Origin of the sequence: Alicyclobacillus sp. SO9 (assembly GCF_016406125.1) — a bacterium.
GTDB lineage: Bacteria > Bacillota > Bacilli > Alicyclobacillales > Alicyclobacillaceae > SO9.
Window position 1 is genome coordinate 3864585 of sequence record NZ_CP066339.1, and the last position, 12736, is coordinate 3877320.

The following is a 12736-nucleotide window of genomic DNA, read 5'->3' on the forward strand; positions in this document are numbered from 1 at the left end:
CTCCTCGACGCTAGATTGTCTTGTCGCACAATACGACACCAGTACTACGCGAGAAACTGATACTGCGCCTCGACCAGATGAAAATAATGCCCCTGTGACTGCATCAGTTCACTGTGACTGCCGCGCTCTACGATTTCACCGTGGTCAAACACAAGAATTTGGTCAGCACCCCGAATTGTTGACAGCCTGTGTGCCACGACAAAGGCAGTTCGGCCTGCCAGGAGCGCTTCCAGCCCTTTTTGGACGAGGTGTTCTGTATGGGTATCGATACTGGCTGTCGCTTCATCCAGCATCAGGACCCGCGGATCGGCGAGAATAGCCCGCGCGAAAGAAATCAACTGTCTTTGGCCCATCGACAAGCGGCTGCCGCGCTCGCGAACTTCTGTCTGGTACCCGTCTTCCATCCGCTCAATAAATTCATCCGCATACACGGCTTTGGCTGCGCGAATGACTTCCTCATCGCTGGCATCAGGTTTCGCATAACGAATATTGTCGAGAATCGATCCCGAAAAAATAAAGGTGTCCTGCAACACGATGCCCATTTGCATTCGCAGCGAATCTGACTGCACCCTTCGGATATCCTTCCCGTCGATGAGAATTCGCCCGCCAGTCGGGTCATAAAAGCGTGCCAGCAGATTCACAACGGTACTTTTGCCGGCACCTGTGTGCCCAACAAGTGCAATAGTTTGACCTGGACGCGCGGTAAATGAAATTTGATGTAAAGCTTTTCTCTCATTGTCATAGGCAAAATCAACGTTGTCGAACTTCACTTCACCCTCAATCCGAGACAACGGTTTCGCGTTCACGTCGTCGATGACTGCCGGACGTGTATCCAGATACTGAAAAATCCGTTCGGATGAAGCCATTGCTACAAGCAATTGATTGTAAAGCTGTCCCAATTGAGAAATCGGAGGCCAGAAGTTGCCCAGGTAGTTGGCAAAAGCGACTAACAAACCCACAGTAACGATGTCTGCTCTCAGCAGATGAACGCCGTACCAGAAGAGCACCACACTGCCGATGGCTCCGGTGACTTCAACGAGCGGACCAAACAAGATGCTGCGCCTCTGTGCTCGTAAAAAGTGATTGACATAATCCTGGTTCATATTGCGGAAAAAATGCTGATTCTCTTCTTGCCGTACATAAGCCTCTGTCACCCGCATCCCCTGAATGCTTTCGGCCAAGTGGGCATTAATACGGGAGAGACGGATACGGACAGACTGCCACGCCCTGCGAATTCGAATGGTGAGTCTAGTAGAAAGTACAAACATCAACGGTACGACTACCATGGTGAGGAGTGCGAGACGTGCGTTCAATGTCAGCATGATGATAATGATGCCAGCCAAGTTGAAGAAGTTGGTGATACTGTTCACAACACCGTTGGTGAACAAGTCTTGCAGGCGATTGACATCATTCATAATTCGTACCAGCACAGACCCTGCCGGTCTGGCGTCAAAGAAACTTAACGATAAGCTTTGAACATGTGTAAACAACTCTTTACGGAGACTATGAATGGCCCGCTGGCCAAGTAGATTTGTTAAATAGATTTGAAACCTTGTTGAGAGCAGGTTCAAGAGATACAACAGTAATAGAATACCGCACTCGATATACAGCCGCTGTGTGTTGTCCTTGCTGATGGCCGTATCAATTACTACCCCCACCATGTAGGGTCCTGCCAATTTCACTGCGACACCGGCAAGGGTTGCCAAAAGCGCTGCAGCGATGAGCTTGGGAAAGCCTGCTACGTATGACATCAAACGCTGAATTTCATGCCACTGAAATCTCTTTTCAAGTGCTTCGTCATCCTTGTATATAAATGGCGCTCGCAATGGATTCTCACCGCGGAACTCAGTCATGAACGATTCCCCCTTCCAGTCGATCCAACAGCATTCCCGTGGTTCTCCAGACTTTCGAAATCCTGAAATTGCATCGAGAAGATTTCCTGATACAACCCTTCCTGCCGCAATAGTTCATCATGGACGCCTCTCTGCACAATCCTTCCGCCGTCAATGACGAAAATCTGATTTGCTCGCTTCAGAGTTGAAATCCTGTGAGCAATGACAAAGGTGGTCCTGTCCCGCAGTACGCGCTGCAATGCCTGTTGAATCTCATACTCCGTTTCCATATCCACCGCACTGGTAGCGTCATCCAATATCAAAATGGACGGATCCTGTAAAATTGCCCGAGCCAGCGCAATCCGCTGCTTCTGACCGCCGGACAGGCCCATTCCCCGTTCTCCGACTAACGTATAGTACCCGTCAGGCATCTGTGAAATAAATTCCTCGGCGTCAGCAATCGCCGCGGCTCTGCGTACATCCTCCATGGATGCATCAGGCCGACCGTATGCGATATTCGCAAAAATGGTTGTTGAAAACAGGAAAGGTTCCTGAAAGACCATTGCAATACTGCGACGAAGTTCCTGGATATCCCACTCTCGTACATCCTTGTCATCAATCCGTACGTTGCCTTTGCTCACGTCATAGAAACGGGGCAGGAGGTTCACCAAAGTGGATTTCCCTGCACCAGTCAGTCCCAGCAAAGCTACTGTTTCTCCCGGCTGAACCTCGACTTGAATGTCTTTGAGTACAGTTTCATCTCCATAGGTGACGGAGACATTGTCAAACGACACCTTTCCTGCCACCTTGCGCTTGTCAACGGCGGATCCTGCGGCCTGTTCAGAGTGAGGCCGGTCGACAGGCTCAATGTCGTTCTCGGCCTCAAGCAGCTCCAGCAGTCTGTCCCCCGCAGCGACCGCCTGGGTCAAGTTATTTAAAAAGAAACCCAATTGAGCCATGGGCCAGATAATCGTCCACAGGATGCTGAGAAAAGCAACGAGATCGCCTAAATTCATGACCCGTTTCATGACCAGCAGGCCGCCGATGAATAAAATCAAAACGACTCCAAAGTTGCCGATGGACTCCATTAACGGAAAGTATCTACGCCACAGTACGGCGGTTCCGATGTTTGCATCAAAGTAGGCATCATTGCGGTCGCCAAACTTTCCAATTTCATGGGGCTCTTGTGCAAACGACTTGACCGTTCTCATTCCCATTAAGTTTTCCTGTACACCTGAGTTGAGCGTACCAAGAGAAACGCGTACACGGGAAAAGGCCGGTCGAAGATGGCTGCCGAAGCGGATAGCAATGAAGGCCAGTATTGGCATCAGCCCAATCAACACAAGGGCAAGCCAGACGTTCAGATAGAGCATAAAACCAATGCTGAAACAGACGAGCAGAAACAGGTTCATTAAGTTATTGATGCCGAAAGAGAGAAACATGCGGACGGCATCGAGATCGGCAGTTAAACGGGACATTAAATCGCCCGTGTGCATATCATCAAGAAACGTAAAGGACTGGTGATTCAGCTTGTGGTAGAGTGCATTGCGCAGGTCGAACCCAGTCAAACTGCCAAACACCTGGGAACTATAGGCTTGCCCAAACTGAAAGACACCTTTGACAATGGCAGCCGCAAGAATAGCTCCAACCAGCCACGGCAGTTCTCCATAGTGGTGATTTTCAATGACTTGGTTGACAATTGTCCGCAACAAATAGGGATAAGCAATTCCCAGACCGGCAGCAAAAACCAACAAAAACAGCCCCAAGTACAAGAACCGGATATGAGGCATGTAAAATCGACTGAGCCGTCGAAGGGAAACTTTCATCTGATGTCACCTCATTCAGAAAATATGGATGATTACTAATCAAGACAGGATAGAACATTCCCTATGCCATGACACCGACTTCATGACATAGGGAACCCGCTTGTAAAGCGCGCATAACAACAGCCTGGCCGTCCGTATACAGTTAACATACACACTGGGAAACATAGATAAGAGTTTCGAAGACGAATGACCAACTTGGCTTGACGAAGGAACTGCGTTCACAAAAGCGTGCGAATTTCCACTCTGACTATTTTAGCATGATTTTCACCAATATGATAAAATTCACACTTCTATTCCGAACAGAGCAAGTTATATTTCGTAAGATTGCCGTCAAACTTCTGGTATAATGCTGAACTTAGAAAGGACTGAGCATGAATTGACTTCAAACTGCTTCACCTCATTCTCTGAACAACGGCCGCAATGATTTGGCGACTTCGCAACCTCTACTTCTTCATCGGTATCAGCATTGGTGTTTTTCTTCCATATATATCAATACTGTTAAAACACGACGGTGTCTCCAACACGACCTTAGGGTTACTTATGTCCATGGGGATTCTCGCAGCCATGATTGCGCAGCCACTGTGGGGATGGCTAAGCGACAAATTCGGCATTGCGCGGTTTATTCTTGTTGTCGTATTCTTGGTCCCTGCTTCCTTTGCGATGTTTTTTAACGCTCACGTACTGTTCCTTCTGGCACTCATTAATGTGCTGTACTTTACGATTAAGTCTCCACAATTCTCTGTCGTCAATGCGTATACCCTGTCTATCACTGCAGATATGGGTTCTGTATATGGCAAGATTCGCTACTACCAGAGTGTCGGATTTGGTATCGGCGGATATATTGCTGGACTCTATTTGGGACACTTTTCTGTATCATCCCTTTGGATACTGTTTTCTCTTCTCAGCGTCATTGGTGCTTTCACATTGATTGGCTTGCCTCCAATGCCCAAAGTCGAGCACCATCCTCATGAGAAGGAAAACTTCGTCCAGAACTTGAAGGTCCTGCTCGTCGGAAAGCAAAACTATTTTCTGCTGTTTTTGCTTGGCGCATTTTTTATGAATCAAACGCTGGCTTCGTTCAACACCTACTTCGTGGTTGTTTTTCACGACTACGGCGGTGCCATGGATCATATCGGATGGGGCTTTATCATCGCATCTGTGGGAAACATCTTTAGTATGATTCTCGCTGAGCGCCTGACCAATCGATTCGGAACCGTCCGCATTTTGATTCTTGCTTCACTTTTGTACGCGCTGCGCTGGTTCCTGCAGATTTTCATTACGAGCCCAGACTGGGTGCTGGTCTTGCAAATCTTACACGGCTCGTTCGGGTTGTTTTTCATTCCAGCGGTCCACTATGTTGCCAACAACGCACCTGTCAAGGTACGGGCAACAGCTCAGGCCATCTTCGGTATGGTTGCGGGAGGCATGGGGTTATCCACAATTGTCGGTAACAGCCTTGACGGATACTTGCTGCAGTTTGGCGGTCCATCCGCAATGTACAGTGTATCTGCAGTCAGTGCAGTACTTGCGACAGCCTGTTTCTTCTACATTCTGTTTCATCAGAGACGAGCACGCATCCGCGAATCATACGCACAGTGACCGGATGCCTAATCCAGCCCCTACACTGTCCCTCTCCGATGCCGAAGATGCGAGGCGGTACCCAAGGTACCCAAAAGCTTTGGCGGAGTCTGTGCGTAAAGGTCATGATACAATCTCGGACACTGCCAAGCGAGTCTAACCTCACTTTAAGTCGAGTTGTTCATTGGCCGCGCATAAAGCAGATTGATAGACTTGCTTCAAAGGGACCGCTTGTTGCCGTGCTAACGCCTTCAAATCCTCGAATTCCGGGGCGATGTTTTTTACGCCACCGTTCCCTGAGGCAATTTTAACTCTGACGTCTCCATACTTGGTCTGGACGGTTTTCCACTCCCGATCGAGAATTCGTCTTGAAGCCTCATAGCCGCGGACACCAATGGTGGTCGTTTCGGTCAAGAGCAGTTCTTCCATCTGCTCACGCAGTTCGGGAGTGCACAACACATGGAATACCTGCCCCGGTCGTCCTTTTTTCATGACAACTTGGGATACCCAAGCATCGAGTGCCCCGTCTTCCAAAAGCCGATGAACGGTATAGGCAATCCATTCAGGCGTCATATCATCAACATTGGCTTCGAGGACGACAACATACTCTCGTTGTTCGTCATGACCGCTTTGCGTTAACTCACGTTGCATGGGGGCTGTTGCCGTAACCTCACCCATTTGAATACGAAGTAAATTTGCCGCAGGCAAGTCTTTCGTTCCTGCGCCATAGCCAACGGAATCGAAGACCATAGCAGGGCGAGACGCCTTGGAAGAACAGAGGGTCTTAATAATGGCGGCTCCTGTCGGTGTTACGGTTTCTCCCCAAGTACCCGAAGAGTAGGTCGCGAAGCCTTGCAGTAAAACAGCAGCAGCAGGGGCTGGCACCGGCATCAAACCATGCGCACAGTGGACAGTCCCGCCTCCGACCTCGATGGGAGATACGTAGCATACAGGCATGCCTGCCAAGTACCAACCAGCCATCGCACCGACGATATCAACTATCGCATCCATCGCACCTACTTCGTGAAAGTGAACTTCTTCGGGCGGAAGACCGTGAATGTATCCTTCTGCCTTTGCAAGGTGTCGAAATGCTTCCCTGCTTTTCTGCCGAACGGCTTCTGGTAACGCACTGTTGTCAAGGATAGACTCAATTTCCCGGAGACCGCGGTGTTCATGACTGTGTTCATGACTGTGTTCATGACTGTGTTCATGACTGTGTTCATGACTGTGTTCATGGCTGTGTTCATGGCTGTGTTCATGGCTGTCGTGTCGTAAGTCCGGATATAATTCGCCGTCCGCCTGTACATCCACTTTGGTTCCGCGAATGCCCTGTTTGAAAACAGAACGCACGGTGACATCGATGCCCTCAATGTCCAACGTTGCCAGAATGCTGCGCCACTGTGCTTCGTCAATCCCTGAATCTAGCCAGGCACCGAGAAACATGTCTCCGCTGGCACCGGCCTGGCATTCGATGTATGCAGCCCTCACTCCGATTCCCCCAGTCGATTAATCAGTGCAGCCAAGTAGCCCGCACCAAATCCGTTGTCAATGTTCACGGTACCGACCCCAGAGGCACAGGCGTTCAACATGGACAACAACGGGGCTAATCCGTTGAAGTGAGATCCGTAGCCCACGCTGGTGGGAACAGCGACAACAGGTTTGTCCACCAATCCCGTCACTACGCTGGCCAGTGCGCCTTCCATACCTGCCACCACCACAATCACCTTTGCTGCATAAATGGTGTCCAGGTGCTGCATCAACCGGTGCAGTCCGGCAACGCCCACATCGACAATCAAAGTCGTCGCCGCTCCCATCAATTCCAGGGTCAGGACGGCTTCGCGAGCAACAGGCAAATCCGACGTGCCGGCTGCCAGCACCAGCACATTGCCTACCGGTGCCTGTAACCCTCTTTGCAAATACACCATTCGCGCGGCCTCATCGTATTGAAAGTCTGGATAGGTTTTCGAGACTTCATGATAGACTTCAACATCCGATCTCGTTCCCAGCACAGGGCCATCCGTCGTCTCCACAAGCCGTGTCAGTACCTGCACGGATTGCTCCACTGTCTTTCCTTCGCAGTACACGACCTCCGGGAATCCTTTGCGCAAACTTCGATGGTGGTCTATTCTGGCAAATCCCAAGTCTTCAGCGCCAAACTTGCCAAGTTGCTCCAATCCTTCATCGACGGACAGCGTCCCCGATTGTACCGATTCTAAAATATCCCGGTAGCTCAACCTGTTCCCTGCCTCTCTATCAAAAAGGAATGTGTATCCATTCTAGTGTTCCAACAACCACAGCTACCAACACAGACAACCCGGTGATGATTAAATTGTAAACAATGCGCCGGCCATTCTTCTGAAACGCCCAGCTATACGCATGCATCATCATGACGCCGTCAATTCCGTCAACCAGGCTCATCCCTGAAGTAAAAAGCAGGGGGAGTACCAATGTGTCTGCGGCAGGCATCCCTCCGTTTACAGCGGCAGCCGAGACGGCCAAGAGACCCACTTCAGTAGCAGTATCAAAGCCAAGTCCAAACAACAAACCGACAAAGTATGTCTGCCAATCATGTGTCACCAATTTGAGGGGCTTTTGCAGCAGCCGGTTCAGGAAACCTCTTTTCCATAACAGGTCGTCGGTCTGTCCATGTCCGGTAACCTGCGCATCCGCATTGTCTTCATTAAAATTGATTTTGTCGCCTCTCATAGACTCGCGTCTACCCTTGCGCCAACTAATCCACAGGCTTCGAAACACCAAAAAATTGGCGATAGCAATCACATACAGAAATGTAGTTGAAACTGCGATGCCAATAAGCGATCCGACGGAAGCCAAATGAGGCAGATTGTGCCGAACACCTTTTACCGACAGAGAGATGACCAAAGCCAACAAGAACACAATGGTAGAGTGACCAAATGAAAAATACATTCCGACGCGACTGGGGTTTTTCTCTTCCTGCAAGAGCTTTCTCGTGATGTTGTCAATGGCTGCAATGTGATCGGCGTCTACCGCATGCCTTAACCCAAACCCATAAGCCAGGAGGCCAAGGGTAATCAGCATAGGATAACTGTTGCCAACAAACCAAAGCAAGGACCACGAAATAACATTTAAAAGCATCGTGATAGTGAAGACGGACGTTGCAGGTTTGAGTCTTGACTGTAAGCCTATTTTCTGTCCGGGCACTACATTTCCCGGCTGTAGTGAGTGTGAATGAGTCATCTCGAGACCTTCAAGAGACCCGTTGGGACGTTTCATCCGAAACACCACTTGCTAGACATGTGATGTCTCCCTGTGACTCTGATGTGCCTGTGAGGTCTTCTTCTGGTGAGCAGCCAACGATTCATTCAAGCTGCCTGTACGGTAGCCCTGCAAATCCAAGGAGACAAACCGGTAACCAATTTTCTTGAGTTTGGTTACAATGAGATCGGCGTATTGCAACACTTCAGTCATGGTTTCAGGCGGCACTTCGATGCGAGCCAGCCCGTCGTGGTGGCGTACACGAACCTGGCGAAACCCCAAATCGGTTAGGAACATTTCCGCCTGCTCCACGGCAGACAACTTCTCCTTCGTAATCTTCTCTCCATACGGAATACGAGAGGAAAGGCAGGCCAAAGACGGCTTATCCCATGTGGAGAGTCCCATGTTTTTTGAAAGTAATCGAATTTCCTTCTTGTACAGCATGACGTCTTGCAGAGGTGCGTAGACGCCTTTATCCTTCGCGGCTTGAAGTCCTGGGCGAAAGTCTCCCAAATCATCTGCGATAGCACCAAACGCCACTGCGTCGTAACCCTGCTCTTTGGCAATGGGAAGCAAATGAGAGAACAAGTCAAACTTACAGAAATAGCAACGGTTAACGGGATTTTCAGCGTAACCTGGAATACTCAACTCACTGGTGGCAATGATTTCATGGCGAGCACCCAAGTCTTTGGCAAGAGCTGCTGCTTCCTCCCGCTCACGCATTGGATAGGTTTCCGAATCCGCTGTGACAGCGAGCACGTTGTCAACGCCTACTCCTTCAATGGCCGCTTTCAAGAGAAAGCTGCTGTCCACGCCCCCTGAAAAGGCAACCAAAATCCTGCCAAGGGACCGCAATTGCTCAAGCAGTTGGTTATACTTCTCCCAGACTTCCTCCATGTAACTCATCCTCTCCGAAAATCCAGGGCACCCTCGGAGCGGGCACCGAATATCATGCCGGGTGTAGAAATCAAGCGATGGATGTCGGATGCCCAAACGGAGTTTGATACTCAGGCAGTGTGCTGAGAATCTTCGTAACCTCTTCATCGGACATTTGTCCATACCGCTCGACAGCATCCACGATTTTTGGAAACAAATGCACATCGCCGGCACTTGCAAAGCTGCTAATTCCCTGTGTGTTCAACACATAGTGCACACAGGCATCGATAATCTGCTGCTCGTCAAAGGGTTCATACCATGTAGCGTAATTGCGCTTCTGGTCTACACCCCAAGGTCCTTTTGCCACGGCCTTGATGACCCGCAGAGCCACATCCTGTTTTTGGGTTTGCTCGCGAAGTGCATCAAAATCCTGCCGATACTGAGGCATTGAGTACAGCTTGAAATTCAACGGTGTCAAAACTGCATCAAAGGTAAACCGGCGCAAGGCCTCCAAGTGGGTCGCTGGTGCTTGATGCCCATGGCCGGTAATGCCGATACCTTTGACAATCCCTTCGTCCTTCGCTGCAAGGGCTGCTTCGAGTGCACCTCCTTTTGAAGTGCACTTATCCAGTTCTTCAATGCTTCCTACTGCGTGCAGTTGAATTAAATCCACGTGGTCCACCTGCAGGCGTTCCAGTGACCTGTAGATCTCGCGCTTGGCCTCATCCCTTGTTCTCTTCCCCGTTTTCGTCGCGAGAAAAATTTGATTGCGAATTTTCGGCATCCACGGTCCTAAGCGCAGTTCTGAATCACCATAGTCTGCGGCCGTATCAAAATGATTGACACCGTGGTTTACAGCGAACTCAATCGATTTGTCTGCCTCATCTTGGGTCACAGCAGCCAGACTTGCCGCACCGAACATCACTGTGGTACTCATGTACTCCAATCGACCTAAACGACGCTTCTCCACGTCCATTCCTCCCTGCTGACCTACGTTAAAAAGAGGGGAAAACAGGATGAAATCCTGTCTTCACCACGCCGGTACAAAGCCATCAATTTCTTTCAATACGACGTCGATTTCTTTCATGACATCATCCGTCAACTCGACGTCTACGGCCTTCACATTCTCACGAACCTGGGATACTTTACTGGCACCCACAATGGCGGAGCTGACATTTGGTTGCCGCAGAATCCACGCAATGGCAAGTTGAGCTAAATTAGCATCGATGGATTTTGCAATGTTGTCCAATTTTTGCACCCCGTTCAAGACATCGTCATTCAAGTACCCCTTGATAAAACGATTTATTTTCTCATTCGCGGCACGACTGTCCGCAGGGGCCTGCTGTCCTGGCTTATATTTACCGGTGAGAATGCCTTGCGCCAACGGAGAAAATACAATTTGCCCCATGCCGTTTGCTTCAGAAGTCGGAATGACTTCTTTTTCTATGTAGCGAACAAGCATGTTGTAGATGGGTTGATTCGAGACGATGGGCCTCAAATTCCGTTTGTCTTCGATGGCTTTTGCGTGTGTAATTTGCGCAGCCGACCACTCGCTGACACCTGCGTATAGTATTTTCCCCTGTGCTGCCAAGTCATCCAATGCACGCAGCGTTTCCTCGAGCGGAGCATTCTCGTCATAACGATGACACTGGTACAGATCTACATAATCCACTCCAAGACGTTTCAGACTGGCATCACACTGCTCCATGATGTGCTTGCGCGACAATCCTCTGTCATTCGGACCGTCACTCATCGGAAAGTACACCTTGGTTGCCAGTACATAACTGTCGCGCGGATACTTTTTCAGAGCCTCTCCTACAACCAACTCAGCTTGACCGCGGTTGTATACGTTGGCTGTATCAAAAAAGTTAACACCCAGGTTATACGCCTCATCAATACACTCAATAGCTGTCTGTTTTTCGGTGGATTCGCCGTAGGTCAACCAACTTCCTAAAGCAATTTCACTGACTTTTAAGCCACTATGTCCAAGATTTCGATATTTCATGTTATTCGCTCCTCATTTATATCAACTTTTATGTTCCATTCCCACAGTCTTTCAATTCCACAGTCTTTCAATCAAGTCCAGAAACAAGGCTCCCGAAGGAATCGACAGAAGCCGCTTCCATACTGGTTTATCCTCGGCACTGGTTTATTCTCGGCCTCTGCGCTGCTGTGCCTCTGCACCGTCATCGTAAGGATAGGTCACCGGCAGTTTGCTGGCAGCATTTAAACGTTCGACTTGCTGTACCGTCAAATCCCAATCAGATGCACCGAGGTTGTTTTCCAACTGTTCCAAGGTCCGTGCACCAATAATGGGCGCCGTAACGGCTGATTGCTGTAACAGCCAGTTGATAGCCGTCTGAGCCGGTGTTTTCTCCGCTTCTGTTGCCGCCTCGAACAATGCGTCAATAACGGTCCAAGTGTATTCGTTGTTGTAATTGCTCCAAGACTCGCCCCATCCCTGAGTCTCTGCAGTTGCAATACGCGTCTGTTCAGGAGGATGCTCCATTCCACGGCGGAACTTCCCGCTCAACCAGCCTCCCCGCAGCGGACTCCAAGGAATCACCCCGATGCCTTCGTGCAAAGCCAAAGGAATCAATTCATATTCTGTGGCGCGGGAAAGAAGATTATATTGAGGTTGCAGACAAGAGAAGGCCTCCCAGCCGTTTTGCCGGCTCAAATAAATCGCCTTCTGCAACTGCCACGCACGGAAATTGCTCGCGCCTATGTAGCGAACCAGACCGCGACGAACGAGATCGTTCAAAGTGCTCAAAGTTTCCCCAAGGGGTGTCAGAGGATCCCAAGCGTGAACCTGATATAAATCAATATAATCCGTACCCAAGCGCTTTAGGCTTGCTTCGACTCCAGCAAGGATGTGCTTCCGGCTCAACCCCAGGTCATTTTGCGCCGTTCCCATAGGAAAGCGAACCTTTGTGGCTATGACATAGTCATCTCGATTTTTCTGTTTGAGCCAACGACCAACAATTTCTTCTGAAAGACCGTTGGAGTATACATCGGCGGAGTCAATAAAATTCCCCCCGGCTTCCACGAACCGGTCCATAATCTTAAAACTGTCTGTTTCGCTGGTCTCCCTGCCAAACGTCATAGAACCAAGACACAGTTCACTGACCTTAAGACCCGTCTTTCCAAGCATCCTGTACCTCACACGTCATCATTCCCATCCTAGTTAGTGTGTACACAGTGGATTGCGGCCTCTATTCTGGTAAACAAGAAAAAGCTTACTTTGATATTGTAGACCATCTAGTTCATCTGATACAGTAGTGAATATAATCATATATAATTACATTCTATAAACCGACTTACTTTTTTGAAGTGAAGAAAGAGAGTGTGTGTATCTAAAGGAACCGCTACAACATGAATTCCCTTTCA

Annotated in this window: 10 protein-coding genes; 1 reads left to right on the top strand and 9 read right to left on the bottom strand. The window is 49.4% G+C overall.

The window, feature by feature from the left end:
* Nucleotides 1–44 precede the first annotated feature (44 nt).
* Both GI364_RS18220 and GI364_RS18225 read right to left on the bottom strand, forming a co-directional pair.
* The gene (locus GI364_RS18220) at nt 45–1853 is read right to left on the bottom strand and encodes an ABC transporter ATP-binding protein (RefSeq protein ID WP_198850639.1); all 1809 of its coding nucleotides are present in this window, start codon (nt 1851–1853) and stop codon (nt 45–47) included.
* Complete coding sequence (locus GI364_RS18225) at nt 1850–3658, bottom strand: ABC transporter ATP-binding protein (RefSeq protein WP_198850640.1); 1809 nt, start codon at nt 3656–3658, stop codon at nt 1850–1852. The genes GI364_RS18220 and GI364_RS18225 overlap by 4 nt, the downstream gene beginning before the upstream one ends.
* A gap of 420 nt (nt 3659–4078) precedes the next feature.
* On the opposite strand from GI364_RS18225, the gene GI364_RS18230 reads away from it, so the two are divergent.
* Entirely contained in the window at nt 4079–5257 is a 1179-nt protein-coding gene (locus GI364_RS18230; RefSeq protein ID WP_198850641.1) for an MFS transporter, read from the top strand.
* A gap of 141 nt (nt 5258–5398) precedes the next feature.
* Here the strand turns inward: GI364_RS18230 and larC are convergent, their stop codons facing one another.
* From larC to GI364_RS18265, 7 genes are all read right to left on the bottom strand, one after another.
* Complete coding sequence (gene larC, locus GI364_RS18235) at nt 5399–6724, bottom strand: nickel pincer cofactor biosynthesis protein LarC (RefSeq protein ID WP_198850642.1); 1326 nt, start codon at nt 6722–6724, stop codon at nt 5399–5401.
* Nucleotides 6721–7470, bottom strand: coding sequence for a nickel pincer cofactor biosynthesis protein LarB (gene larB / locus GI364_RS18240; RefSeq protein WP_198850643.1), 750 nt, complete (start codon nt 7468–7470; stop codon nt 6721–6723). Before larB ends, larC begins: the two co-directional genes overlap by 4 nt.
* A 19-nt stretch (nt 7471–7489) precedes the next feature.
* The gene (locus GI364_RS18245) at nt 7490–8488 is read right to left on the bottom strand and encodes a HoxN/HupN/NixA family nickel/cobalt transporter (protein ID WP_198850644.1); all 999 of its coding nucleotides are present in this window, start codon (nt 8486–8488) and stop codon (nt 7490–7492) included.
* A 15-nt stretch (nt 8489–8503) separates the two neighbouring features.
* Entirely contained in the window at nt 8504–9367 is an 864-nt protein-coding gene (larE, locus tag GI364_RS18250; RefSeq protein WP_370541797.1) for an ATP-dependent sacrificial sulfur transferase LarE, read from the bottom strand.
* A gap of 70 nt (nt 9368–9437) precedes the next feature.
* Nucleotides 9438–10316, bottom strand: coding sequence for an aldo/keto reductase (locus GI364_RS18255; protein ID WP_198850646.1), 879 nt, complete (start codon nt 10314–10316; stop codon nt 9438–9440).
* A 60-nt stretch (nt 10317–10376) separates the two neighbouring features.
* Nucleotides 10377–11351: an aldo/keto reductase family protein gene (locus tag GI364_RS18260; RefSeq protein ID WP_198850647.1), complete on the bottom strand. Its 975-nt coding sequence runs from the start codon at nt 11349–11351 to the stop codon at nt 10377–10379.
* A gap of 144 nt (nt 11352–11495) precedes the next feature.
* The gene (locus tag GI364_RS18265) at nt 11496–12500 is read right to left on the bottom strand and encodes an aldo/keto reductase (RefSeq protein WP_233095862.1); all 1005 of its coding nucleotides are present in this window, start codon (nt 12498–12500) and stop codon (nt 11496–11498) included.
* Nucleotides 12501–12736: the final 236 nt, after the last annotated feature.